Origin of the sequence: Paraburkholderia lebeckiae, from assembly GCF_050436325.1 — a bacterium.
Taxonomy (GTDB): Bacteria; Pseudomonadota; Gammaproteobacteria; order Burkholderiales; family Burkholderiaceae; genus Paraburkholderia; species Paraburkholderia tuberum.
Genome location: NZ_JBNDLZ010000002.1, coordinates 96,351 through 120,575, shown reverse-complemented (window position 1 = coordinate 120,575; position 24,225 = coordinate 96,351). Strand labels below are relative to the sequence as shown.

Genomic DNA, 24,225 nt, shown 5'->3' with positions numbered 1-24,225 from the left:
GTCTCCCGAAATCCATTCTTGTCGCTACCACCGCCGTCTCAACTGCGCACCTATGCGTCTCTCGCGCAGAAGTCTGCCGCGCTCGCTCGCCTCTATGAAGCGAGTTCCTGCCGGCAAGTGATTGCGCAACTCGCAAAGCGGCACACGTTTGAGTGTCGGAACTGGTTCCGAGCTACACCCATACCATCTGCCTATCGCAGTCCCACGATTGACGCCGCATGTATCCAGCCAGTTCAGGACACCGGGATCGCGATGAGCAATCACCGCGCGAAAATGGCCGTCGTCGTCGACGTGTGCCTGATGCCCATTGAGGCTGCTTTGGTGATCGATATAGTCAAGCGCGTTGAACAGTGTGTCGTTCAATTGCACGTTCCAGTAGCGGCGCGTCTGCGGCAGCGCGGTTTCGAGAATGAGCGCTTCGTCATCACCGAAATCGAAAATGGCCTGCCAGTACGCCTGCTTCGCGAGCCCACCGCCGAACGCGAAAAACTCGAACTCGTTCACCTTGATTCGCGTGCGCAGTTGCTGCATATGGGTGAGCCAGCGACGTGACAAGCGCTCCGCGTAGTCCATCAACTCGCCGGTACGCCTCGCGATCTCCTCGTGGCCCATCGACGGCTTCAACAGGGGAGCATCGAGGCACTCGATAGCGATTCGCGCGTCGCGTTCCCTTCCCCATGCATAAGAGCGCTGGCGCAGCATGGCGAAGTCAGCCTCGCGATGCAGCTCGATCCAGTTGCCGTCGTACCCGGCAGGACGCCGTGCGCTCAACAAAATTTCGAAGCTGCCGTCATCGCCAATTTCTACGTCGTCGAGGTCGAACTGACCGAGCGGCGGATGGGCTTCATCGGTAGTGCCCATGATCCCGCGGCCGAGGTCGAGCGTCAGCAAATGCACGCTGCCGCGCTCTCCGACTATCCGGTATCGCAGGTCTCCTCGCAACGGTGCGACGAAATAGGTATCGTCGGGATTCGGCTGCAGCATGAAGACTGAGTTAAGGAAGGGCAGCCAGTCAGGATGAAACGGATCGGATTGGAAGTAGATGAAGTAGGCCAGCGAAAGATTCATCTGAAACTGCCGATACAGCTCCGCGCGTGTTTGAGGATCGCTGGGTGTTTCAGTCAATTCGAGCAGACTGTCCGCGGTTGCCAACTGGGAGAGATAGTCGCGCCAGGATTTCAGCTCAGCCATGGATTCACCATTACCTTGCATTGCGTCGAGCGATTGCGCAGAGCCTCAAACATCTCGGGCAACGCGTCGAGAGACACACGATCCGTGATCATCGCGCGCGGTTCGACACAGCCCGCGTCGAACACGTTAGCGACATGAGTGAACTCTTGCATACTGTAGGTGACAGCGAACTGAATTCGCACTTCCTTCCACACCGCTACTGCCGGGATAAATTGATCTGGCACCGTGCAGAAGCCGAGCACTACGACGTCACCCCGCGGCTTGACGCAATGAATCGCCTTCGCAATCAGATCCTTTTGCCCTGCGCATTCGAAAACGACGTCTGGTGAACCCTTAAGAGCTTCGCCAGCCAGCGCCGCCAGATCCTGCCCCTCCTCCGGAACTACGAACTCGTCCGCACCCATGTGCCGCGCAAGCGCTTCGCGCCGCAGTGAGGAAGCGGTGACGACGATGCGTCCGGCGCCGAGGCGGCGGGCCCAGAACGTCGCCGCGAGCCCGACGGGACCCGCGCCAATCACGAGCGCTTTCGCACCCGGCGTGAGTTTTGCCAACGCAACGCCGTGCAAGCCAACCGCCATTGGTTCGATCAGTGCGCCGTCCTCCATGCTCAACGTCTTCGGGAGCCTGGTCGTTACGCGCTCGGTCATGACTGCATACTGAGCGAACCCGGCGGCGGCGCCCTTGAAATGCGCGCAAAAGTTGGGCTTGCCGGATAGACAAGTCGCGCAGTGCCCGCATCCGACGAACGGCAGCGCGGTAACTGGGTCGCCAACCTTCAGCTTCTCTACACCCTTTCCCAGGGCAATCACCTCGCCAGCGAATTCGTGGCCAAGTGTTGAATTTTCTGGAAGCGTGAAATGCGGAGCGTGCCCATCCGTCATGTGAAGATCCGATCCGCAAATACCGCAGCGGTGAATCTTTAGCACGACTTCTCCGGCTGCTGGACTGGGATCGGCAACACTCCTAACTTCCAGCGGCAAACCTACCCTCGTGAAATACGCGGCCCTCATCGCTCGGATCTCCGTTTGGCGTGAATGTCCTGCTCGTCACCAACATCTGTAAATCTACTTTACTGGGAAAGTATCTCGGTTAATCCTGGTGTTTGTACCGAGCGAGCACGAGAAGACAGCGCTCCAATGCGTTGCCGCGGAGCTATCGCTCGGCAAGGTATCGTTGTGGGGAAGTGGTGATTGCCACCAGATGCGTCGGAGGCAACAAAAGACGCAGAAGAAGGCCCGCTAAGAACGCGGGCCTGTGACTGGTCTTGCGTCTTGCGCGCTTGTTGCCAGCCGAGATGGCGATGAGTCAGGCGTTGCTATCGAGACGGTGAGCACCGCAACTATGTCAGGCGCGCTCGGCACTCCGACGTGCGGCCTCTGCGTCCGCGAACAGATGCAGTTCCCGCAACAAAATCGACAGTGCCGCTCGCCGCTCAGGCGTCATATGACTGGATGCCACCCAGTCGGTGCCATACGTCCCCTCATGGAGAATGTTCGTTAAAACCTTGCGCGCCCGTGACTTCATTCGCACGAGAATTCCACGCCCATCCGCCGGATCCGGCAAGCGCTCCACCAAGCCGATCTGCTCAAGTCTGCTGACGCACTTGGTGATGCCGCCGAGCGTCATCGCCAGTGGTTTTTGCAGTTGCGTTGGAGACTGGGTATACGGTGGCCCTGAAACCAGAAGCGCGTCCAATAGCAATAGTTCGGCTGCCAGCAGGCCTTGACTCGCAGCGGCTTCCTTGAGCGCCCGGTCGATGTGCGCAGATAGCCGTAGAAGTCGTTGCCCGATCAGATAGATGTTCGCGTCCTCCGCTGGCCACTCGCGCGCCCACACTGCGGCCTGTTGGTCCAACGCATCGCCATCTTCAGGGCATGCTGACTTCTGCAACGCTACGCATTCCGTCAGGAATTGTGCTTCAGCCTGAGAACGTCTCGAATAGAACGCCTCGCCATTGTTATCGACAGCAACATCGATCCAGCCGGCCTCGTCAAGCGCATTCAGGTGACGCGTCACCCCCGCACGTGACATGTTCAGTTCACGCGCCAATGCGGCTGCGCTTTGCGCCCCCTTGCTCAGCAGCGCCAACAGTTGTCGTCTGGAAGCGTCCGCTAACGCGGCAAAAAGCGAATCTGCGGCCTTGCGAGCAGTCATGCCATCATCGATCGGTGGAGACCCTCGCCTCTCGGATCGCAAAAACGCGTGCCGAGCAAAGGGGCGATTGGCATTAACCGCAATTCGACGGCCATGCCAATGCCAGACAGGTGCCGTTTCCTGCAACGCGGGTCAAATTCGGCCCCGCTAAGTTACCAGAAAATTTGACCAGGAAAGCACAGCGAAAAGTGACGCTTTGCTGCCCGACGTACCCGGCCCGATACGGTGGCTATTGCTGGACCAGATCGTACGCCGCAAGCGCCGCAATCTGCGTCACGCCACCGTCCACGGGTAAACACGTGCCGGTAATGAATCGCGATTCGTCGCTGGCGAGAAACAGCGCGGCGGCCGCGACGTCCCATGCATCTCCCTCCAATGGGAGAGGCGCGATCTTGCGGCGACGTTCGCGAGCCTTGTCGTCAAGCATGCTTTCCACCATTGGCGTAAAAATATGCCCCGGAGCAATCGCGTTGGCACGAACCTGATCGCTGCCGTACATCACCGCGAGTTCACGCGTAAAGCCGACCATTGCCGCCTTTGACGAGCCATACGCGGCCGACCCGTGGCTGCGGATGCCTGCGACCGAACCGATGTTGACAATGGCCCCGCTTCCGCGCGCCACGATCTTCGGCACCGCACTTCGGCTCATCAAGAACGCACTTTTCAGATTGACGTCGATCACACGGTCCCAGGACGCTTCGTCGACGTCCTCCAATCGCCCCGGCGCGCCTGAGATACCGACGTTGTTGATGAGAATGTCCAGGCCTCCATACCGCTGAACGGTCTCTTCGACAATGCGCGCGCAGACAGCGCCATCCGTGATATCGCCGGTCGATACGAACGCTCGGCCGCCCGCTTCCGTGATCAGTGCGAGCGTTTCCGCCGCCCGCTCGTACTGCTGATCGACGAGACAGACGGACGCGCCCTCCGCCGCAAAAAGACAGGCAATGGCCTTGCCCGTGCCAAAACCCTGACCGAGCGATCCTGCGCCGGTCACGATCGCGATCTTGCCGCTTAAACGTTGATGAAAGATTTTCGGAACGGGCATGCTGTAATCGGTTGATGAAAGTCGATTGTCATCTTGAACGTTCGAGCGAGCATCTGCACGTTCACGTTCAAGCCATAACTCGCAGGAGGCTGCCGATGGTCGAGCTTAGTCTCGCGAAGCCAATAATGCAACATACGGTTGCATTATTGGCCTGGATCATGTCGATTCGCCCACCGTGCCGTGATCCACCAATGCCGCGCCAAAGCGTGCCGCATACGCGGTGTTCACTGCTTCGGTCTGGAAGCGGGTTTCGTTAATCGCAAAGATGAAGTATCCATACGCGAGATCGCGTCGATAGTCGTTCCACGCTTCGTCGAAATCGGGCGCCTCGACCCCGCCAATCGCCAACTGCGAGAGATAGTGTTCGAGCAGCGACCGCTCCCATGAGCGACGGTCCTCGATATCGAGTGCGCACCCTATGTGATAGGCGACCTCGAGGCTCCAGGGTGCCCGACTGACCTGGGCATCGAAAAAACCTGGCGTCCCGTCAGCTTCGACGTACAGATTTCCCAGATGCGTATCGCCGTGAATAAGGCATACCGGTTTGCTCTTATGTTCGCGCGCAATGCGCGCGAGAGATGCCATCATCCAGTCCCGATCGTGCAGATACCGGCTTACTGCCGCTCCTCTCGGCAGCGATATGTAGTGCGCCCAGACGTCCGGTTCGAGATATCGGTTCTGGTATTCCAGCGACCAGTCCGAAAAACGCTCTCCCACCCATTCGAGCCGACCGCCCTTGTCGAACTCCCGGCTGTTCCATGTTTGCGCGTGATAGCGCGCCATCGCACTCAACCGTAGGGCGACTTGTTCGTAGCCCTGCGATTGCTGGGCACGGCAAAACTGAACGTTACGCTCGCTCAGGTCTTCCATCACTACGACCGATTGCCAGGCGTCAGGATCCGTGCCTGCAAAAAAGCATCTAGGCGCGTTCATATTGATGAACGGTAGAACGTCGCGATAAAAACGCATTTCGTTGCGATACATGTCTCTCATCGAAGGACTGTGATCCTCGAAACCGCCTTTGACGATCATGCGTGCCGGCAGCGCCATTGCCTGTCCCGCGTCGTTGTACTCGAGCGCGACGCGTACCTTGGTCGACGTGCCCGCCAATACCGCCACGTGCCTGCACGAAGTTACTTCGGCGCCGGGAAAGCGGAACGCGATCGCGGAGCTTAGCCACTTTGCGGTCACTTCCTCAACAGCGACAGGCAACGCCATGTCACTTACCACACCAGATTCCGACAAGGTTCCTCCCGAAGATTGCAAACAAAAAGACGCGTGCGCATCGTCGCGCATACCTGCTCCCCGTCGCAACATGGGGAAAACCACACCTCGCCTATCGTTGCATATTTCGAATGCCGTGCATATAGTTGCTTGCAAATGCAGCTACTTTTTTGGCAGGAAATCGATGAATCTGTCCGACTCCGTCACGCTCGAGCGAGAACCGGCTGGCGCCGAACTCGCACAGAGACTTGCGCCAGAGGAATACCGTACTGAAGATAGTGTCGCGTTCAAGATGAACCTGGTTCGTCTTCTGCTTGGCGCGGAAATCGACGGAAAGCTCGCTGCGAGCGAGCTTTCAGCAATACAGTGGGGAATCCTGAAAGCACTGTACGACGGACGTGCTCGCACACCTACCGCCTTGTGCCGGGTGCTGCTCGCTGACAGCAGCATCATGACCCGCAAGCTCGATTCGCTTGAAAAAAGAGGATTGATTGAACGAATTCGCAGCACTTCCGACCGACGCTGTGTCGAGCTCACACTGACTGAAAACGGCCGCCAGTTGTTGCGCGGAACCCTGCCGCACATCGTCGATGCAAGCAATCGGCAGCTTCGCGGCTTCACGGTCGAAGAAGTCCGAACCGTCAAACATTTACTCGATCGGATGATCGTCAATCTGAGCTGACTAGCGATAGCAAGCTCGGAACGGACCAGCGTCTGCGCCCCAAGTCAACGCGCATCGATATTTGAAAAGGAGCTTTTATGGAGCACCCCGAAACAACGGAAAGGCAACGCGGGAACCCGGCGCAGGAGCCCAGCCTCGTGCCGCTGCCGGTTCCTCACGTATATCGCGGTCGCACTGTCAACGGAAGCGCCATCAGGCACGTATCGCGTGATCTTGGCCAAGGGTTCTGCACACCCAGGATCGACCTTGACGACCTCGTGTGGCCGCGAGCTGAGTCAGGCCCCGCCTTCGATATGCCGATTGCGAAGGTTATCGACTTTCTTGTCGAGCTGGGGCCGCGTTTGCATCTGGACGTCAATCCGCTGATGCAGGCCGCGCTCGAGTCAATGATCAAAGTGAGTCCGCTCGGGCGACGGATTCTCGAAAACTGCTATCGCGACATTCCCAACCTTTTCGCACGCGAGGTGATCGAGGACGAGTTGCGCATAAGTCTTGGCGATGCGCGCCTCGTCGACGGTTGGGTGGCGCGCACGCTGCGCGGGCGCCCGAGTCGTCTGCGCGCGTTTCCACCGCGCCTCGTACATGTGCTCGCAGGCAACTCGCCGATGGTGGCTGCCATGACGGTCATGCGCGCGGCGCTGACGAAAGGCGTCCACCTGCTCAAGCTCCCTTCGAACGATCTTTTCACGGCCACTGCAATTCTGCGCACGATGGCCGACATCGACCCGGATCATCCCGTCACCCAGTCGTTTTCGGCTGCGTATTGGCGCGGGGTGGAGACGAAAATGTCGAGTCGATTCTTTATCGTCCGCAGTACTTCGACAAGATTGTCGTATGGGGCGGCGACAGCGCGGTTCGGCACGTGATGCGCTACGCTGGCCCCGGGCTCGAGCTGGTCGCGTTCGATCCGAAGGTATCTATCTCGCTGGTCGGCCGTGAAGCCTTTGCATCCGACGAGGTGCTGCGCGACGTCGCGCGTGCCGGCGCAGCCGATGTGCTGTCGTTCAACCAGGACGCGTGCAATGCGAGCCGGTATCAATTCATCGAAGGCGACGAAGACGACGCCGACCGCTATGCCGGGCAACTAGCGCTGGCGCTCGGCCAGGACTTTCGCTATGGCGACGGCCAGGGCCCGCTGGTGCCCAGCGATATTCGCGAAGCGGTTGATGTGCTGCGTGAGATGGAACCGCTCTACCGGGTGTTCGGCGGATACGACGGCAAGGGGCTCGTCATTCGCTCGGAAGAAATGGTCGATTTTCATCCCATTTGCAAGACCGTCAACGTCGTTCCCGTGGCAAGCCTGCGCGACGGTGCGCGCTATGCGACCGTCGCCACGCAAACGGTCGGCATCTATCCGCCGCACCGGGTCACAGAGGTGCGCGACGCGCTCGCGTGCGCTGGCGTCCAACGCATCGTGGCACTGGGCGAGTCTATTTCAGATGGGGTTGGCGGCTATCCGCACGACGGCATGTTCCCGATCCATCGATTCATGAAATGGGTCTCGGAGGAATCGGGCCCGAATCCGGAGGAGAAGCAATAATGCAAGCCCTTTCCACGCTGCTTCAACTCACGGATCTTCAAGACCCCTTCCGCAACGCGCCGGAAAGCCTCCAGGCCGCGCAACTGCAAGCCGTGCGCGAGCGCTTCGCGCAGCGCCGGCAGCAGATTCGCATTCTCGACAAGCGAGCCAGCGAGGCCGGAGTGACGGAAGTGAAGAGCATGAGCGACGCCGTGCCATTGCTTTTTGCCGACTCCGTCTACAAGAGCTATCCCGATTCGTTCATCGAGCAGGGAAAATGGCGCCACCTCACGGCGTGGCTTCAAACGCTCACAACCCGCAAGATCGACGAACTCGACTACGGCACGATCGCCGATCTCGACGACTGGATCCATGCGCTGCGTCGAAACGGCCACTACGTGATGAGCTCGAGTGGAACCTCGGGCAAGCAGTCCTTCATTTACCAGAGCGAAGCCGACCGCGAACTCGGCTGGCGCCTCCTCTCCCAAGGCATTCGCTGGGCGGCGAGCGGCATGCGCGATCCGTCGCGTCGCTATCCCGTGTTCCTTCTGACGCCCTCCTCCGGCTCCTACACTGGAACGGAGCGCATGGCGAAATTCGCCGAATCGATTGCGATGCCGGGCGACCTTCATTACATGTCGGATGTGCCGCAAAGCGCCGCGCACACCACGCGCATGGCGCGCATGCGGCGGGCCATCGCGGACGGCACCGCGCTCCCCAGTGAAATCGAAGCCTTCCAGAACGAAAGTCGAGAACGCAGCGAACGCGTACAAGCCGATTTCCGGCAGTTCATCGACCAACTTCTCGAACGGCGTCACGAGCCGATGTTCATCATGGGCATGATGGGCATGCTTTATCAGATCGTCGCCACGGCGCGCCAGCGTGGCATTCCCGACGCCGACTTTCACCCCGACACGATCATTAGTATCGGCGGCGGCAAGAAAGGTGCGAATCTGCCAGAAGATTTCCAGCAACAGTGTGAGCGCTTCTTCAACTTCAACGCGACCAACTTCAACGACGGCTACGGCATGGGCGAAATATCTGGCTTTTGCCCGTGGTTTCACGAAGCGAAGGCGTGGACGGTCCCGCCCTGGCTCGTCCCGCTGGTGCTCGACTCGACCGGCGAACAACTGCTGAATCCTGCGGACGGGAAAGGCATCGTCGAGGGACGGCTCGCCATGATCGACCTGCTCTCGGATGGGCGCTGGGGCGGCCTGATCAGCGGCGACAAGGTCACCGTGGAGTTCGGTCACGGCATCGACAGCGTGCGCACGCCCATCATTCGCGACGTGGTGCGCTACAAGGATTTGCCCGGCGGCGACGACAAGCTGTCTTGCGCGGGAACGATCGACGCCTACGTCCGCGGAGAGATCGCCGACATGACCGAGGCCCGGACCGCCAATTAAATCGATGTTTGCTACTCATCTGAAGGTCAATCGACAATGACTGAAAAACAGACCAACCCACCCGTGTGGTTCATTACCGGCGTTTCGTCCGGCTTCGGCCGCTCGCTTGCGGAGGCGGTCCTCGCTCGCGGCGACAAAGTGGTCGGGACCGTTCGGAATGACGCACAGATCACGCCATTCGAAAATCTCGCACCCGGACGCGCCCACTGTGTGCTGCTTGACGTGACCGACGCGGCGGCGGTGCCTCGCGCCGTCGAGCAGGCCATCGAGCGCGCGGGACCCATCGACGTACTCGTCAACAACGCGGGCTACGGTCTGTTCGGCGCATTTGAAGAGGTCTCCGACGCGGAAGCACGTCAGCTGTTCGATACCAACGTGTTTGGAACGGTCAACGTGATACGTGCCGTACTGCCTCATTTTCGCGAGCGCGGCCGCGGTCATGTCGTGAACTTCTCGTCGGTTGCCGGGGTGATCGGCATCACGGGCTGCAGTTTCTATTGCGCTTCGAAGCATGCGATCGAAGGGCTTTCCGAATCGCTCGCTCGTGAACTGAGCCCGTTCGGGATTCGTGTGACCGTGGTCGAGCCGGGTGGCTTCCGCACCAATTTCGCAGGCGGATCGCTGAAGTGGAGCGAGGTCGAATCACCCGTCTATACGGAGACCGTGGGCAAGATGCGTCGTTACATGAGCAGCTACCACGGCACGCAGACGGGCGACCCGGCAAGGGCTGCCGACGCCATCGTGCGCGCGGTTTCCGCAGACACCCCACCGCTGCGGCTACCGCTAGGTCCGGACGCCGTCGACCTTGTTCGGAAGAAACTTTCGTCCGTGCAACACGACCTCGAAGCCTGGCTCGACGTGTCGAGTTCCACCGACTTCGACCACTGACGCCTGGCAACTCATAGCCCTGGAGACGACATGTCCGCTTTGGACCCGTTCTATGCAATGCTGCGCGGTGAAAGCGACCCGTTTCGCAAGCACCCCGATAACCTTCGCGAGCTTCAGCTCGCTGCCATGAAAGAGCGCTTCGCCGAGCGCCGCGAACGGATCAGGCTACTGCGTCGCAGAGCGGAAGATGTCGGCGTCAACGAGGTGACCCGCCATGAAGATATGGTGCCCCTGCTGTTCGCGCATCAGATCTACAAGAGCTACCCCGAGTCATTCATCGACAACGGCCGCTGGAAGCATCTTTCGGCATGGCTGCAAACGCTCTCGAGCAAACGGGTGGCCGAAGTCGATCTGGACGGCGTGGACAACGTCGACGCATGGATGGACCGTCTGCGCACAGCGGGACACCATGTTTTCAGCTCGAGCGGCACATCCGGCAAGTGCAGCTTCATCAGTCAGACGCAAGCCGATCTCGACAATGTCACCGAGTCGTGCGTGAAGCTGGGCGTCTACGGCAACGCAATGATCCGAAGAGATTTCGGCAAGCGCCCGGCTTTCCTCATGATGCCGCCTGCCGGCGCGCATCGGCATATCGAACCGGTACTGAACGCAGCGCAACGGCTCGGCGCGGAAACCACGCTGATGTTCGACGAACCGGTGCTCGCATCCGCAACGATTTCGATGGGCCGCATGCGCCGCGCAATCGCCGACGGCTCCGCGAAACCGAGCGAGGTCGCGGCGTTTCAGGAGCAGGCGGTGGCGCGCCAGCGTCATACCGGCAAGATGATCGACCGGTTTCTCGACAAGCTAACCGCGCAGCGCGAAGTTCCGGTGCTCGTCCAGGGCAACTGGTCGTTGCACTGGACGCTCATCGAGCGCGCCCGTCAGCGCGGCATCGCCGATGGCATCTGCCATCCGGATACGGTAATCACCACCGGTGGCGGCTTGAAGGGCACCTCGGCCCCCGCCGACTATCGGGAGCAAATCATCCGCTTCTACGGTATTCGTGCCGAGAACGTCCAGAACAGTTATGGCATGTCCGAGATGATCGGAACCGGCCCCTGGTCGGAAGTTGCGCAGGGTTATGCAATCTGCCCGTGGATCGTCCCGTTCGTCCTCGACAAGGCGGGAGAGCAACTGCTGAATCCTGCGGATGGACTGGGCGTCGTTGAGGGGCGCTTCGCGTTTTTCGACCTGCTGGCCGAAGGATACTGGGGTGGTTTCATCACTGGCGACAAGGTCGTGGTCGACTTTTCACCGGCGGAGAACACCGACGGCCTGCAGGGGCCGCTGGTCCGTCAAGTCGGCCGCTACGCCGATCTCGAAGAAGGCGAAGACAAGCTCTCGTGCGCCGGCACGATGGAGTCGTATGTACGTGGCATGATCAACGTTTGAGCCCTGCTGCGCGCGGTCCGAGCCCCAGGGGCGCCATTACTGGCGCCCCCTTGGGCTCATGAGTATACTGATGTTCTGATTCCGACATCAAACACTCCCCGATGTACAAACCTATGTCAGTTCAGGCTCCCAACGGAGCCTCGCGGCTCGCTGCGGCGGACAAACCTCGAACGGCTGGCCGGCCCACCCACGACGATGCAGTTCAGTTGCGCGAGCGGCTGCTCGACGCCGCCAAATCCGTGTTCATCAGAGAAGGTTTCGGCGCCGCCAGGGTCGAGGAAATCGCATCGCTGGCTGGCGTCAGCAAAACGACCGTGTATCGCCAGTTCGGCACGAAAGAAGAGCTTTTTCGCTCCATCGTCTGGCGCGGGATGGCCGATCTGCGGGGCAAGATCTCGGAGCACCTGGAACCGGGCCGCGATTTTTCTACGAACATGGCATACCTTATCGATGCGCTCGTCGAACACATGGCAATACCGGACAGCATGCACACTTCACGCATGGTCATTGGCGAGGCGATTCGCTTTCCCGATGTCGCAAGGCAGTTTCTGCAGTTCGTGGTGACGATGCTGGAGCCGCTAACCGGCGTTCTGGAAGCCGCCGCGCTCAGCGGCGTAATCGCCATCGACGATCCCTCGAACGCGGCGCGCGATCTTCTCACACTGGTCACAGGCGCGCCCGAAGTGCATCTCGCGGTTCAGACCACCCGTTCCGAACGGAAACGCCGGGCTGAGCGGATTCATCGGCTTCTGTTGACCGCGTGGAGGTACCGTGCGGCACTGGATAAGGTTCGAGCCCGGTCAATGCCGTAACGTTCGCGCGGCCATCCAGGTCTCGCCGACGCACTAGCTGTCAATTTCACCCATCACCTGGAATTGCCCCGACGCCTGGGCGATGCATTTCGCATTCGCCCAGATCCGGCAGTCGGAGAAAATCACCCGCTTTCCCGAACGTAGAACGTCGACGTGTGCTTCCACCCAGTCGCCCGGCTCCGCGTTCCCCATGAAATTGACCGTCAAGCCAGTCGTCAACACCCTGACGGCTGGTTGACGCGAATACTTGCTCGCCCACGTGATGGCGGTGTCTGCCAGCATGCAAACAGCGCCCCCGTGCATCATGTGGCCAAGGTTGCGATGCGCTTCGCGAACGTACATGCCGACGATGTGTCCGCGTTCGCTCTTGCGAAAGTAGGTAGGTCCGAACATCCGATGGAAGGGACCGAACTCCGGCATCAGTGCAAAGCCCTCCGGGATGAGCTTTGCGCCGCTCTCTTCGAGCGCGTCTACCGCCAATGAGTCTGCTTGCTCCAATGCAATCCTCCTGTTCAACGCCGCCTGCACACACACACGAGACGGCGCCAATATTGCTTTTTCATCGATAGAACATAGCGTATCATTATTCGCACACAAGTCACCTATGTGAATGTCCAATGGATACCAATTCGCTCTTTTCGCCCCTCGCCGTGCGCGGGGTCACGCTTGCCAACCGTATCGTCATGTCACCCATGACTCGCGGCTTTTCGCCGAACGGATTGCCCGGTAGTGACGTCGCCGCCTACTACAAGCGGCGTGCGCAGGGCGAGACAGGCCTGATCATCACGGAAGGCGTCGGCGTCGATCACCCCGCGGCGCTCGGCGAAGCCGGACTCGGAGAAAATTCGATTCCCGTGCTCGCCGGAGAGGAATCAGTTGCCGCGTGGCGACGCGTGACGGACGAAGTTCACGCTAGCGGCGGAATCATCTTTCCTCAGTTGTGGCATATGGGACCCATGAAAGAGGCGAATACGGGCCCCTTCCCGGGCGCCTCGCCACTGCGCCCATCGGGACTGTGGGGACCGGAAGGACGAATGACATCGCTCAACGCAGGTTACATGGAGCGCGTCATGCCGCCAACTCGCCCGATGACCGATGCCGAGATCGCGGACGTCATTGCAGCCTATGGTCGAAGCGCGCGCTATGCGACGGCCGCCGGCTTCGATGGCATCGCGATTCACGGAGCTCACGGCTATCTGATCGACGCTTTTTTGTGGGCAGAAACCAATCAACGCACGGATCGATGGGGCAAGGATCTCACGGCGCGCAGCCGCTTTGCCGCCGAAGTTGTCCGCGCAATCCGCGAAGCGATCGGCGCGACGATGCCGATCACGTTCCGCTTCTCCCAGTGGAAGCAGCAGGATTTCCGCGCGCGTCTCGCCAACGACCCGCACGAACTCGAGCACATTCTCGCGCCGCTCGCGGATGCTGGCGTCGACATCTTCGAGGCGAGCACCCGCTATTTCAACCGGGCGGAATTCGCGGGCTCAGAGATGAATCTCGCCGGTTGGGTGAAGAAGGTAACCGGCAAGCTTTCGATGACTGTTGGTGGGATCGGCATTAACAAGGGCTACTACGATTCAATGGCCGGGGCCGCGACAGCGGCGCAGCCCGACCTCACTGCCCTGCTCGATCGTTTCTCACGTAGCGAGTTCGATCTTGTTGGCGTGGGACGCTCGCTTCTACATGATCCGAACTGGGCGCGGCGCGCACGGCTTGGCGAGCCGTTCCTCGGGTTCAGCAACGACTCGCTCGAACACCTCACCTGAAACGCGATTTGCAGTTGGCGCCTTGACTCGGGCGTCAACTGCTATTTCCGGTTCGGGATCTTTACGTACGCCCGGTGACAGGAATCAACGCACCGGTCACCCCCGACGCGGCGCCAGACGCGAGAAAGAGAATCACCTCGGCGATTTCTTCAGGCCGTACCCAGCGGGAAAAGTCAGCGTCGGGCATATCCTTGCGGTTCTGTGGCGTATCGATGATGCCTGGCAAGATAGCGTTGACGGTAATGGATCGGCCTTTGAGTTCTTCGGCCAGCGCCTCAGTCAAACGCATCACCCCTGACTTCGAGGCCGCATACGCTCCCATGCCCGCACCCGCCTTCAGCGCGGCGCCGGCTCCAATATTGATGATGCGTCCGCCCTCCGCGCTGTCGGCAATATAGTCGAGTGCCGCTTTCGACGCAGTCGCTGCCGTGCGCACGTTCGTCCGGTACATCAGATCCCAGGTGTCGAGACTGCCGTCCGCCAGCGTTTCCCAGCTAAAGCCTCCCGCTACGTTGACGATCGCATCGAGCTTGCCAAGCTGCTCGACGAGCGCGGAAAGCGCCGAGCGCGCCGCATCGAGATCAGTCAGTTCGACGCCTCCTCGCCACCAGGAAGCGTGCAGCTGCTCCGCGCTCGCGTTCTCCGGCTCGAGCGCCTTGTCGATCAGCGCGACCTTCCAGCCGTTCTCCGCAAACACGCGACCAACCGTGCGCCCAAGCGTGCCGAATCCACCCGTTATCGCCACTACCCGTTGCATGTGCATCCCTCCCTCGCCGCGCCCGGCGCCGCCTGTACCGCTGGCGCCGGACACTGTAAAAGCTCAACGTCCCTTGAACACCGGCTCGCGTTTCTCGCGAAACGCGTTGACCGCCTCTTGATGGTCTTCCGTGAGGTTCGACAGCGCCTCGTATGCAATCGACGCGTCGAGAATGGCATGCGCAAATTGCTTCAGGCCAATGTTGATCGACGCCTTGGTCCACTGGATGGCGCGCGAAGCGCCGTTTGCGAGACGCTTCGCCATCGCGTCGACCACGGCATCCAGTTGGTCGGCCGGTACGGCATGATTGATGAGACCCAGTCGTGCCGCCTCTTCCGCGGTGACGAGATCCCCCGTCAACAGGTATTCCTTGGCCTTCGCATAGCCCACGAGCTGCGGCCAGATCACCGCGCCGCCATCGCCCGCCACGAAGCCGACTTTCACGTGCGGATCGCCAATCTTTGCGTGATTGGCCGCGTAGCTCAGATCCGAGAACAGCGCGATCGTCGCGCCGAGACCAATTGCATGACCGTTGATCTTGGCGATGACCGGCTTCGGACAATCCAGCATCGAGAAGACAATTTTCTTTGCACGCTGCATGCCTTCGAGAAACAGCGTGGGGTTGTCGATGACCTGCTGCATATGCTCGATATCGCCGCCCGCGCTAAAAGCCCGCCCTGCGCCCGTCAACACAACGACACGGGTCTCGACGTCCTCGGCGACATCCAGAAAGAGCCGTGACATCTCGATGTCCATTTGCTCGTCGAACGCGTTCAACGTTTCCGGCCGGTTGAGCGTAACGGTCAAGACGCCGCCATCGCGTTCGAGCAATAGCGCCTGATAGTCCGAAATATTCATGGCTAGCCTGTTCATAATGAAGAAATCGCGCGGGACCGACAGACCGTCTGCCGCCGCCGACCGGTACAAGGCCAATTACACGTGCAGCGGCATGAACCGGCGGCCGTTGTCGTACATGATCTTGCGCGTGTCTTCTTCCGAGAGCTCATTGCATGCTTCCGACGCGAAGTCCTTCGGTTCGGGCACGCCTTCCGCGTGCGGATAGTCGGAGCCCATCAACAGGAAGTCCGACGATCCCGTTTGAGCGATGATCTGGGCGATGTCGTCCTCCGGATACGCGACCACGAAGACATTTTCCTTGAAGATCTGGCTCGGGCGTTTCTTCAGTTGACCGCACGGCCAGTAGCCATTCTTCGCCATCCCCCGGCACTTGTCCATTTTGACCAGCAGCGAAGGCACCCACTCGGCACCGTTTTCGGCGCTGCACAGCTTGACTCGCGGGAAGCGCTCGAAGAAGTTGTAGAAGATGAACGACGACAGCGTTTCCATGACCGGCCGCTCGCCGTAACCGTGCATCCAGACAAAGGCGGTCTGACGCTGGCGCGACTGCTGCACGGGCTCGCCCCACACCGCCATATGATCCTTCATGTAGATCGCTTCCGACACATGGAAGGTGACGCGCACGCCCGCTTCGTTGAGGATCGACCAGAACGGATCGAAGTACGGATCCGCAGGTGCACGGCCATTGAACGGCCCCATCGGCATCAGGATCACCCGCACACCGTTCGCAACCAGCCACCTGGCTTCGGCGACAGCCGCATCGAGATCGTCGAGCGTGACGACCGGCGTCGTGTAGATGCGGTCTTTGTAGTTGAAGCCCCAGTCGTCAAGCATCCACTGGTTATACGCATGCAACACCGCATTTGCCGCAACGGGCTCGTTGAGGTAGGAAATACACGCGACCATTTCGCCTATGTACATCGTGCAGGCTTCAACACCGAATTCGTCCATCTTCTTCAGGCGCGCGTCGCGGTTGAACATGTCCGGCGTCGGCGAAACCCGCATATCGACGTTATCCTTGCCATCCTTCATCGCGCGCAGCCACTCATGCAGCTTGCCCGGCGGCGGAACGTGCCCCTCGGCCGATGTGTAGCCCTCGCTGATTTCCACCTTCCGGTCGCCCACATACATGCAGCGGTTGCCGTCTGCCGTGACACGGCTGGTAAAAGACCAGTCCTTCCTGAACTTCTCGGGCAAATGACGGTTGAATGCGTCCTCGACTTCGTAGAAGTGCGTGTCGGCGTCGTAGATCTTCCCTTGATACGTTTGCATGGTCTCGCTCCTGATCGTGGGGAGCGCTTCAGAACGTGCGCCCTTGAGAGAAGTATCGGGTCAAGCCATCGACCAAAAAACTCTCATATCGAACTCGAAAACGTCGATATCGATTTGATATCGGGCGGTGGCCTCGCGACCCTTGCGGTCGGCATCGAATTCTCCAAAAAAAAACAGCAATACGAACGACGTTCGTATATAAGTATAATCGAAACGAAGACACGCAACCGGAGACGTTTATGCAAGCCGAAGTACTCTCCCAGCCGGCACACCGAGCGCAACCGGTAGCGGGTCCACCGCGCGGGTTCACGATGGCGATCCTGCTTGCCGCAGTAGCGGCCTCGTCCGGCATCACCGTCATCTACACCGTGCTGGTCACGCTCTACAAGGCTTTTCCTGCGTCGAACTCCGTGAGCTGGACCGTCACCGCATACTGGCTCGGCTCGGCCGTCTTTGCCGCGGTGAGCGGGCGACTCGGCGACCTGTTGGGCTACCGCCGCATCCTGCTCGTGGTGATGTCGGTCGCTGCGGCGGGCGCAGTCGTGGCCGCATGCGCGACCGATGTCGGCATGCTCGTCGCGGGGTGTGCGATGCAATCAATCGCGGCAGGCATTACGCCACTCTCCATCGGTCTGGTTCGTGAGAATCTGCCACCCGCCAGGCTGCCTGCCGCGGTGGGGATGATCAGCGCGGCAGGCATGGTGTCGGCGGGGCTGATCTACATCTGCGCGGGCGTTGTCGTGGATCACTATTCGTGGCAGGGCGGCTTCTGGTTCAAAGTCGCGCTTTGCGTCGTGGCCGTCGCGGCGGTACGCGCGTGGGCACCGCCGTCGCCACCGAATCCCGGCGTGCGGATCGACTACGTTCGAGGTCTCGCGTTCGCTCCGGCACTTTGCGCCATCCTCTTCGCCGTGCAGCAAATCCGCACGTGGGGGCTCGGCGATCCGCGGCTGTGGGGCTTGATCGCTGGCGGGATGATCGTGCTCGGACTCTGGGCACGCCATCAACACGGGGCGCGTCATCCGCTCATCAATGTGCGTCTGCTGAAGACGCGCGAAGTCGTGTTGGCCAATGCATGCATGGCATTCCTCGCGGCAGGCGCCATGCAACTAGGACAGGTCTTCTCGCTGCTCGCCCAGCAACCTGCCGGCACGCGCTCCGGATTCGGGTTGAGCGCGACGGCGGCCGGATTACTGATGTTCAGCGTCAACATCGTCGCGCTGGTCGCGAGCCCATGGAGCGGCCGGGTTGCGGCCCGCTACAAGGCCCGGCCCGCTGCCTTGATTGGCATGCTCATACTGGCCTTGGGCTGGGCCTCGCTGATCGTGCTTCATCGCAGCCTGCTGCTCTTCGTTCCAGGTGCGGTGCTGTGCTCATTCGGCCTCGCCTTCGCAAGCACGGCGCTGTACAACCAGATCGTGGAAGCGACGCCTGCACATCAGACAGGCGAGGCAACGGGGATGCTCTACGTTTTCTTCTCGTGTTTCTTCGCGGTAGGTGCCCAGGCGGTATTTGCGCTGCTGCGCAGCGCGACGGCGGGACACGACGGTGCATCGTTTCCGGCCGATAGCGGCTATGTTTCGGTATTCGTCTACATCGCCTGTAGTTCGATCGCCGGACTGCTGGTCGCCTCCATGCTGCCGAAGCGTCGTACACGCTGACGGTCGTTGCGACCGATCCGTTGCGCGTGGGTGCAACGATTCTTCGACCGCACCGCGACCGCGACCGCGGCGCATTGAAGCACCCGCTTCACTGCGCCGCCGACCGACTGGCGAGTCACTCCTCTTCTGCCTGACCCAACGCAGACGCCCGCTGTGCGACTCTGATCATGTTCTCTTCGAGCCGGTGACGTTCGCGGTCGAAGCGTTCGAGCGGCGCACCAATTGCCATCGCCGCGATGACATTGCCATTCGGTCCGAAGATCGGCGACGACACGCCGGCCGAATCCGGCAGTAGTTCACCGCGACTCACCGACAGGCCGGTTTCGAGGATGTGGTCGAGTTCGTCACGCAACGCCTTCTTCGTTGCGATCGTTTGCGGGGTGCGGCGCTCGAATTTGACCGTCTTCATGTAGTCGTTAACGAAAGCGTCCGGTGCATGGGCGAGCAGCACGCGGCCCGCAGCCGTGCAATAGAGCGGGCGACGCAAACCGATGTGCATTGAATAGCGCACCGATTGCTCGCTCTCGATCACGTCGACATAGGTGATCTCTTTGTGTTCGACGTCAAGGACACCGACATACACGGTTTCATTGGTGCTCTTCGAGAGATCCACCAGGAACGGGCGCAGTATCTTCGAAAAATTCCACGCGGCCATCACGCCTGCCGACAACCGGAAGATCGACGGTCCCAGGCGATAGCGGCCTACGTCGTGCATCAAGTACCCTTCCGCCACCAGAGGTCGCAGCAGATTGAGCAGGCTGCTCTTAGGTGACTCGAGAGCGACATTCAGTTCTGCTAGCGACATCCCGTCCGGAGACTTCGCCAGCACATCGAAAATTCCGAGGAGTCGGGTCAGCGAGCGCGGCCCGCTGACGTCCCGGTCCGCCGGCGCTGAGGTCTCTTTCAACATGATTTTCCCCATGAATTGACTGTATAGATTATACGGGAACTATTCACATAGTTTTACATCGATCACAATCTGGCACACTTTTACACCACCCGAATTCGGGAATACGCCAGGGCGCTCCCTCACACCGCTTGAGATATATTTGAACATCGTTCGAAAAACTGAAATGTGGAAGCATCATCTTCCAGACCATTTACGCAATACGCTCGCGCGTCGAACAGCAACATCAACCTTCACTTCTGGATTCACTCATGTACACGAAAAAACTGGCAGAAAAGGTCGCCATCGTGACCGGAGGCGGCCAAGGCGTTGGACTCGGCATCGCCCTTGCGCTTGCCACCGAGGGGGCGAGTCTGGTCCTCACTGGTCGCACGGAGGCCAAACTCACGCGGGCTGCTGAGGAATTGAGCGCCCTCGGTTCGCAAGTGCTGGTCGTGCCCGGCGATACGCGCAATCGTGCCGACGCCGTGCGGACGGTCGAGCTTGCCGTCGAGCGATTCGGACGTGTGGACGCACTCATCAACAATGCCCAAAGCAGCAGCCCGGGGGTGCCGCTCGAGTCCGTTACCGACGATGACTGGAGCAACACGCTCGAATCGGGCTTGTACGGCACGCTGTATTTCATGCAGGCCGCATTGCCGCGGATGAAGTCGCAGGGCCGCGGCGCCATCATCAACTTCGGCTCGCGCACCGGTATCGAAGGCCTCAAGGGATTCGGCGCGTACGCCGCAACCAAGGAGGGCATTCGCGGGCTCTCGCGAGTTGCCGCGCGCGAATGGGGCGTCTACGGCATTACCGTCAACGTCATTTGCCCGGCAGCGCTCACACCTGCCGCCGAAGCCTACCTCGAAGCCAATCCTCAGGAACGCACTCGCTATCTCTCTGAAATTGCGCTTGGCCGCTTCGGCGATCCTCAGCGCGATATTGGACGAACAGTTGCATTTCTATGTAGTGACGACGCTAATTTCATAACCGGGCAGACTATCAGTGTGGACGGCGGACAGTCAATGCTCTAGTGCGTCTTTTTGAACACGGTGCAATATATGAAACGTCCAGTTGCATTATCGCGAGCCTCGATCCGAGCAGTGAGCTTCCCGCCGGGCGCGTACCACGAAGCTTGAAGAGCGATCAGGTGGTTCTCCTCTCACACACTTCGCGAGAGCGTGTGGAGTTTGGCCTTGGCTGCGGGACACCGAGCCAAGGCGTTTTTTCGCCGTTACCTTTGAGACTCGATCTCGTCTGTTGAGAAATTTCTTAAAACCATTCCGACGTGAAGAACGGCAAGTGCACGTCCATCCAGTCGAACTCGCTGCGGCAGTTCGCCCAAGCCCACTGAGGTGACTTTCCGCTGCGCACGGGAGTATCCGAACGTTGATGCGGACGCGAGATATTCGGGGCGTCCCTGCCGGAGTGGATACACCCGAGTTCTACGTGGTCTGTACATACGATACGGCTGTTGCTTCTCTCAGTCGTCATGACTCCCCTCCTTAGCTGCAACTTTTCACCATCACCACGTTGATCTTGCCGAACTCGCCGTTGATGTCCTTTCTATAGAATCTTCTTTTCGCGCAGGATATCGATATCCGACTGCGACATACTCAGCACATCACGCAGCACGTCGTCCGTATGTTGTCCGAGCATCGGCGGCGCCCCGTACGAATCGATAGGCGTGCCCGACATCTTGACCGGGTTGGCGACCATCCGAACCGCCTTATCCGTGAGCGGGTGCGCAACTTCGACGCACATCGCGCGTGCCTGCACATGCGGATCTGCGAACACCTGCTCCAGATTGTTGATCGGTCCGGCCGGCACCCCGGCGGCGTCGAGTGCTGCGAGCAGTTCATCGCTCTGCCATTGAACGATCAGCGGCTCGAACACTTCGCCCAGCGCGCGACGATTCTTCACGCGCAGCGCAATCTCGCTGAATCGTGGATCGCTGACTAGCTCGGGGTGCCCCAGAACGTTACACATGCGCGCATATTGCTCGTTGTTGCCCGCCACGATCATGATGTCGCGATCGGCGCAGCGGAACATGCGGGACGGCATACCACCGTTGCCCTCGGTACCGCGCCGGATGGGAATCTGGCCTGAAACGAGATACTGGCTTGCATAGTGCGATGTGGCAGCAATCATCGCGTCCAGCAACGCCAGGTCGATGTACTGCCCCTGCCCGGTACCGCCTTGCGCCGCGTCGCGATGATAAAGCGCTGCGATGATCGCCGAAGCGGCGTACTGACCACAAAGGATGTCCGCAAGACTGGGCCCGGTTTTCATTGGCCCGCCGCCCGGCACGTCGTCGCCGTTTCCGGTCACGCTCATCAGGCCACCCATCGCCTGGAAAATCGAGTCGTAGCCGGGACGCGGGCTATACGGTCCGGTCTGACCGAACCCGGTTATCGAACAGTAGATCAGGCGCGGATTGACCACCTTGAGGCTGTCGTAGTCGAGCCCGTACCGCTTGAGGTCGCCAACCTTATAGTTCTCGAGCAACACGTCGCAGTGCGCCGCCAACGAGCGGATCAGCGCCTGGCCTTCCGCCGTGGAGATATCGCACGTGATCGACTTCTTGCCTCGGTTCGCGCTAATAAAAAACGTCGACTCGCGCGTGACCTTTCCCTCCCGATCCATCAGGAACGGGGGGCCGAATTGCCGCGAATCGTCGCCCTTGCCCGGACGCTCGACCTTGATGACCTCCGCGCCGAGATCCGCCAGCATCTGAGCCCCCCAAGGCCCCGCGAGAATGCGGCTCAGGTCGAGTACGCGAACACCCGCCAATGCGCCTTTTGTCATAGCAAACGGTCCCCTTGAATTCACACCGGCTGCGCCGGAAGCCTTGCATCAGCGTCCGACGAACTTCGCCGTACGTTTTTCGATGAAGGATTGAACGCCTTCCTTCGCGTCTTCAGTGTTGTAGAGAAACTGCTGGGTCGACTGAATCGTCGCGTAAGCATCCTGCCAGCCTTGTCCCAGCGAGACGCGCGCGTTCTGCATCGTGGCCTGCACGGCTAGCGGTGCCTGCGCCGCGATTCGCTCGGCGATCCCGAGCGCCCGGTCGAACTCCTCCCCCGCAGGCACGACATCCTGCACGAAGTTCATGTGCCGTGCCTCGTCGGCGGTGAATTCGTCGCCAGTAAGTAGTACCTTCATCGCGTTGCCCCAGCCGGCTCGCTGCACCATGCGAAACGTCGCACCACAACCTGCCATGATTCCCCGCTTGACTTCAAGCTGGGAGAAACGGCAGTTGTCGGCCGCAACAGCCACTTCCGATGCAAGCATCAATTCGACCGCGACCGTGAAGCAGATTCCCTTCAGCGCAATGACGACCGGCTTGGTACGCTGCGGCGCGCGCAAGTTGAACGGATCGACCTCGCCTTCAGGAAGCAGCGGTTTCCCTTCGCGGCGCAACGGCGCGACCTTTGGCATGTCGAGCCCTGCCGTAAAGTGATCGCCTTCGGCGTATACCAGCCCGCAAAAAATATCGCTGCTCTTCTCGAGTTGCGTGTAAGCCATCGCAAGCTCGGTGAACATTTTCGGCGTGAAACCATTGCGCTTTTCCGGCCGGTCAATGCCCATCAAGAGCAGGTTCCCACGCTGCTCAACGCGAATCTGTCCGTCCTCGTGACGAGTGGTCATGCAGTGTCTCCTCGCGGTGTTTTCCGGTTAGCAATTCTGACCTCGCGCTCAATTGACAAAGCCGGGTCACACATTCAGAATCATAAACGTCGTTCACAAAATTGGCAACGCACGATACGCTCTGACGCTGCCGAGCGGCGCACCGCAGACACGCAAATCATCGGCGAGCAGGCCCCATCCGGGCCAAGGTGTTCACCCTCATTCGTTCAAGGAAGAACCATGGCCTACGAGACGATCATCGTCGAAACGCACGGGAAAACCGGCTTGATCAAGTTGAACCGTCCGCAAGCCTATAACGCACTGAACAACCAGCTGATGGATGAGCTGACGGCGGCACTCGACGACCTCGAAACCGACCCTGCCATCGGCGCCATCGTGATGACCGGTAGCGAGAAGGCGTTCGCCGCCGGAGCCGACATCAAGATGATGAACGAATGGACGTACATGGACGTGTACAAGAATCAGTTCATCACGTCGAACTGGGAACGCACGTCGCGTTGCCGCAAGCCGGTCATCGCCGCGGTCGCGGGTCTTGCGTTAGGCGGAGGCTGCGAACTGGCCATGATGTGCGACTTCATTCTCGCCGCCGACAGCGCCCGGTTCGCCCTGCCCGAAATCACGCTCGCGACCATTCCCGGCGCTGGCGGCACGCAGCGCCTTACGCGCGCGCTCGGCAAATCGAAGGCGATGGAAATGATCCTCACCGGCCGCAGGATGGACGCCATTGAAGCCGAACGATGCGGCCTCGTGAGCCGCATCGTGCCCGCCCACACGCTCGTCGAGGAAGCGCTGAAAACGGCCGACGAGATCGCGCGATACTCGCAACCCGTCGTAGCGATGGCGAAAGAGTGCGTCAACCGCGCCTACGAATCGAGCCTGGCAGAAGGCATCCTGTTCGAGCGGCGTATGGCGTATTCGACCTTCGCCACGGAAGATCGAAAGGAAGGCATGGCAGCCTTCGCCGAAAAGCGCAAACCTCAGTTTCGCGATTGTTGAATTGCTAAAAAGCGCCACGCTGTCGTGGCGAACAGAGCCCGCCAGGGTACGCG

23 protein-coding genes are annotated in these 24,225 nt (G+C 60.2%); 11 read left to right on the top strand and 12 right to left on the bottom strand.

All coding sequences use genetic code 11. The annotated features are described in order from the left end of the window. Positions 1 to 24: 24 nt before the first annotated feature. The 5 genes from OKW44_RS03550 to OKW44_RS03530 form a co-directional block, all read right to left on the bottom strand. Positions 25 to 1,191 (bottom strand): DUF1214 domain-containing protein, encoded by a 1,167-nt coding sequence (locus tag OKW44_RS03550; protein ID WP_018425450.1) that lies wholly within the window; start codon positions 1,189 to 1,191, stop codon positions 25 to 27. Then, positions 1,179 to 2,117 (bottom strand): alcohol dehydrogenase catalytic domain-containing protein, encoded by a 939-nt coding sequence (locus OKW44_RS03545; RefSeq protein ID WP_239499274.1) that lies wholly within the window; start codon positions 2,115 to 2,117, stop codon positions 1,179 to 1,181. Before OKW44_RS03545 ends, OKW44_RS03550 begins: the two co-directional genes overlap by 13 nt. Positions 2,118 to 2,535: 418 nt before the next feature. Then, complete coding sequence (locus tag OKW44_RS03540; RefSeq protein WP_018425452.1) at positions 2,536 to 3,345, bottom strand: ArsR family transcriptional regulator; 810 nt, start codon at positions 3,343 to 3,345, stop codon at positions 2,536 to 2,538. A 229-nt stretch (positions 3,346 to 3,574) separates the two neighbouring features. Then, positions 3,575 to 4,393, bottom strand: coding sequence for an SDR family NAD(P)-dependent oxidoreductase (locus OKW44_RS03535; protein WP_018425453.1), 819 nt, complete (start codon positions 4,391 to 4,393; stop codon positions 3,575 to 3,577). A gap of 156 nt (positions 4,394 to 4,549) precedes the next feature. Continuing rightward, positions 4,550 to 5,689, bottom strand: a complete 1,140-nt coding sequence (locus tag OKW44_RS03530; protein WP_239499275.1) for a phosphotransferase — start codon at positions 5,687 to 5,689, stop codon at positions 4,550 to 4,552. A gap of 112 nt (positions 5,690 to 5,801) precedes the next feature. Between OKW44_RS03530 and OKW44_RS03525 the strand changes: the two genes are divergently transcribed. The 7 genes from OKW44_RS03525 (at position 5,802) to OKW44_RS03495 (ending at position 12,319) form a co-directional block, all read left to right on the top strand. Continuing rightward, positions 5,802 to 6,299, top strand: coding sequence for a MarR family winged helix-turn-helix transcriptional regulator (locus OKW44_RS03525; RefSeq protein ID WP_018425455.1), 498 nt, complete (start codon positions 5,802 to 5,804; stop codon positions 6,297 to 6,299). A gap of 293 nt (positions 6,300 to 6,592) precedes the next feature. Next, positions 6,593 to 7,165 (top strand): acyl-CoA reductase, encoded by a 573-nt coding sequence (locus OKW44_RS03520; protein WP_429409494.1) that lies wholly within the window; start codon positions 6,593 to 6,595, stop codon positions 7,163 to 7,165. After that, positions 7,165 to 7,839, top strand: coding sequence for an acyl-CoA reductase (locus OKW44_RS03515; RefSeq protein ID WP_429410808.1), 675 nt, complete (start codon positions 7,165 to 7,167; stop codon positions 7,837 to 7,839). Before OKW44_RS03520 ends, OKW44_RS03515 begins: the two co-directional genes overlap by 1 nt. Further along, positions 7,839 to 9,224, top strand: coding sequence for a hypothetical protein (locus OKW44_RS03510; protein ID WP_018425457.1), 1,386 nt, complete (start codon positions 7,839 to 7,841; stop codon positions 9,222 to 9,224). The genes OKW44_RS03515 and OKW44_RS03510 overlap by 1 nt, the downstream gene beginning before the upstream one ends. Positions 9,225 to 9,260: 36 nt before the next feature. Then, positions 9,261 to 10,112, top strand: coding sequence for an oxidoreductase (locus OKW44_RS03505; protein WP_018425458.1), 852 nt, complete (start codon positions 9,261 to 9,263; stop codon positions 10,110 to 10,112). 30 nt (positions 10,113 to 10,142) lie between these two features. Beyond that, positions 10,143 to 11,507: a hypothetical protein gene (locus tag OKW44_RS03500; RefSeq protein ID WP_018425459.1), complete on the top strand. Its 1,365-nt coding sequence runs from the start codon at positions 10,143 to 10,145 to the stop codon at positions 11,505 to 11,507. 113 nt (positions 11,508 to 11,620) lie between these two features. Further along, positions 11,621 to 12,319, top strand: coding sequence for a TetR/AcrR family transcriptional regulator (locus OKW44_RS03495; protein WP_239499276.1), 699 nt, complete (start codon positions 11,621 to 11,623; stop codon positions 12,317 to 12,319). Positions 12,320 to 12,352: 33 nt separating this feature from the next. On the opposite strand, the gene OKW44_RS03490 is transcribed toward OKW44_RS03495, so the two are convergent. After that, a complete protein-coding gene (locus OKW44_RS03490; RefSeq protein ID WP_429409491.1) occupies positions 12,353 to 12,937 on the bottom strand; it encodes a PaaI family thioesterase in 585 nt (194 codons plus the stop codon). On the opposite strand from OKW44_RS03490, the gene OKW44_RS03485 reads away from it, so the two are divergent. Next, positions 12,937 to 14,088 carry an NADH:flavin oxidoreductase gene (locus tag OKW44_RS03485; RefSeq protein WP_018425462.1) on the top strand — a complete coding sequence of 384 codons (1,152 nt, stop codon included), beginning with the start codon at positions 12,937 to 12,939 and terminating at the stop codon, positions 14,086 to 14,088. The genes OKW44_RS03490 and OKW44_RS03485 overlap by 1 nt on opposite strands. Before the next feature lie 61 nt (positions 14,089 to 14,149). Here the strand turns inward: OKW44_RS03485 and OKW44_RS03480 are convergent, their stop codons facing one another. From OKW44_RS03480 to OKW44_RS03470, 3 genes are all read right to left on the bottom strand, one after another. Then, positions 14,150 to 14,845, bottom strand: a complete 696-nt coding sequence (locus OKW44_RS03480) for an SDR family NAD(P)-dependent oxidoreductase (protein ID WP_018425463.1) — start codon at positions 14,843 to 14,845, stop codon at positions 14,150 to 14,152. Between the two features lie 63 nt (positions 14,846 to 14,908). Continuing rightward, the gene (locus tag OKW44_RS03475; protein WP_018425464.1) at positions 14,909 to 15,703 is read right to left on the bottom strand and encodes an enoyl-CoA hydratase/isomerase family protein; all 795 of its coding nucleotides are present in this window, start codon (positions 15,701 to 15,703) and stop codon (positions 14,909 to 14,911) included. A 75-nt stretch (positions 15,704 to 15,778) separates the two neighbouring features. Continuing rightward, positions 15,779 to 16,975, bottom strand: a complete 1,197-nt coding sequence (locus tag OKW44_RS03470) for an amidohydrolase family protein (protein ID WP_018425465.1) — start codon at positions 16,973 to 16,975, stop codon at positions 15,779 to 15,781. 239 nt (positions 16,976 to 17,214) lie between these two features. Here OKW44_RS03470 and OKW44_RS03465 point away from each other — a divergent pair, with 239 nt between their 5' ends. Further along, the gene (locus OKW44_RS03465) at positions 17,215 to 18,636 is read left to right on the top strand and encodes an MFS transporter (RefSeq protein ID WP_239499277.1); all 1,422 of its coding nucleotides are present in this window, start codon (positions 17,215 to 17,217) and stop codon (positions 18,634 to 18,636) included. Between the two features lie 115 nt (positions 18,637 to 18,751). Here the strand turns inward: OKW44_RS03465 and OKW44_RS03460 are convergent, their stop codons facing one another. After that, on the bottom strand, positions 18,752 to 19,546 hold the full coding sequence (locus tag OKW44_RS03460; protein WP_018425468.1) for an IclR family transcriptional regulator: 795 nt from the start codon (positions 19,544 to 19,546) through the stop codon (positions 18,752 to 18,754). A gap of 248 nt (positions 19,547 to 19,794) precedes the next feature. On the opposite strand from OKW44_RS03460, the gene OKW44_RS03455 reads away from it, so the two are divergent. Then, a complete protein-coding gene (locus tag OKW44_RS03455; protein WP_018425469.1) occupies positions 19,795 to 20,559 on the top strand; it encodes an SDR family NAD(P)-dependent oxidoreductase in 765 nt (254 codons plus the stop codon). Between the two features lie 532 nt (positions 20,560 to 21,091). Here the strand turns inward: OKW44_RS03455 and OKW44_RS03450 are convergent. Both OKW44_RS03450 and OKW44_RS03445 read right to left on the bottom strand, forming a co-directional pair. Beyond that, positions 21,092 to 22,333: a CaiB/BaiF CoA transferase family protein gene (locus tag OKW44_RS03450; protein WP_026226705.1), complete on the bottom strand. Its 1,242-nt coding sequence runs from the start codon at positions 22,331 to 22,333 to the stop codon at positions 21,092 to 21,094. A gap of 48 nt (positions 22,334 to 22,381) precedes the next feature. Next, positions 22,382 to 23,176 carry a crotonase/enoyl-CoA hydratase family protein gene (locus OKW44_RS03445; protein WP_018425471.1) on the bottom strand — a complete coding sequence of 265 codons (795 nt, stop codon included), beginning with the start codon at positions 23,174 to 23,176 and terminating at the stop codon, positions 22,382 to 22,384. Between the two features lie 219 nt (positions 23,177 to 23,395). Here OKW44_RS03445 and OKW44_RS03440 point away from each other — a divergent pair, with 219 nt between their 5' ends. Beyond that, a complete protein-coding gene (locus OKW44_RS03440) occupies positions 23,396 to 24,172 on the top strand; it encodes an enoyl-CoA hydratase (RefSeq protein ID WP_018425472.1) in 777 nt (258 codons plus the stop codon). Positions 24,173 to 24,225: the final 53 nt, after the last annotated feature.

Coding starts and splice junctions, on each gene's coding strand:
- OKW44_RS03550 (WP_018425450.1), bottom strand. CDS start 1,191: ATGGCTGAGCTGAAATCCTGGCGCGACTATCTCTCCCAGTTGGCAACC.
- OKW44_RS03540 (WP_018425452.1), bottom strand. CDS start 3,345: ATGACTGCTCGCAAGGCCGCAGATTCGCTTTTTGCCGCGTTAGCGGAC.
- OKW44_RS03535 (WP_018425453.1), bottom strand. CDS start 4,393: ATGCCCGTTCCGAAAATCTTTCATCAACGTTTAAGCGGCAAGATCGCG.
- OKW44_RS03530 (WP_239499275.1), bottom strand. CDS start 5,689: ATGCGCGACGATGCGCACGCGTCTTTTTGTTTGCAATCTTCGGGAGGA.
- OKW44_RS03525 (WP_018425455.1), top strand. CDS start 5,802: ATGAATCTGTCCGACTCCGTCACGCTCGAGCGAGAACCGGCTGGCGCC.
- OKW44_RS03520 (WP_429409494.1), top strand. CDS start 6,593: ATGCCGATTGCGAAGGTTATCGACTTTCTTGTCGAGCTGGGGCCGCGT.
- OKW44_RS03515 (WP_429410808.1), top strand. CDS start 7,165: ATGCGCTACGCTGGCCCCGGGCTCGAGCTGGTCGCGTTCGATCCGAAG.
- OKW44_RS03510 (WP_018425457.1), top strand. CDS start 7,839: ATGCAAGCCCTTTCCACGCTGCTTCAACTCACGGATCTTCAAGACCCC.
- OKW44_RS03505 (WP_018425458.1), top strand. CDS start 9,261: ATGACTGAAAAACAGACCAACCCACCCGTGTGGTTCATTACCGGCGTT.
- OKW44_RS03500 (WP_018425459.1), top strand. CDS start 10,143: ATGTCCGCTTTGGACCCGTTCTATGCAATGCTGCGCGGTGAAAGCGAC.
- OKW44_RS03495 (WP_239499276.1), top strand. CDS start 11,621: ATGTCAGTTCAGGCTCCCAACGGAGCCTCGCGGCTCGCTGCGGCGGAC.
- OKW44_RS03485 (WP_018425462.1), top strand. CDS start 12,937: ATGGATACCAATTCGCTCTTTTCGCCCCTCGCCGTGCGCGGGGTCACG.
- OKW44_RS03480 (WP_018425463.1), bottom strand. CDS start 14,845: ATGCAACGGGTAGTGGCGATAACGGGTGGATTCGGCACGCTTGGGCGC.
- OKW44_RS03475 (WP_018425464.1), bottom strand. CDS start 15,703: ATGAATATTTCGGACTATCAGGCGCTATTGCTCGAACGCGATGGCGGC.
- OKW44_RS03470 (WP_018425465.1), bottom strand. CDS start 16,975: ATGCAAACGTATCAAGGGAAGATCTACGACGCCGACACGCACTTCTAC.
- OKW44_RS03465 (WP_239499277.1), top strand. CDS start 17,215: ATGCAAGCCGAAGTACTCTCCCAGCCGGCACACCGAGCGCAACCGGTA.
- OKW44_RS03460 (WP_018425468.1), bottom strand. CDS start 19,546: ATGTTGAAAGAGACCTCAGCGCCGGCGGACCGGGACGTCAGCGGGCCG.
- OKW44_RS03455 (WP_018425469.1), top strand. CDS start 19,795: ATGTACACGAAAAAACTGGCAGAAAAGGTCGCCATCGTGACCGGAGGC.
- OKW44_RS03450 (WP_026226705.1), bottom strand. CDS start 22,333: ATGACAAAAGGCGCATTGGCGGGTGTTCGCGTACTCGACCTGAGCCGC.
- OKW44_RS03445 (WP_018425471.1), bottom strand. CDS start 23,176: ATGACCACTCGTCACGAGGACGGACAGATTCGCGTTGAGCAGCGTGGG.
- OKW44_RS03440 (WP_018425472.1), top strand. CDS start 23,396: ATGGCCTACGAGACGATCATCGTCGAAACGCACGGGAAAACCGGCTTG.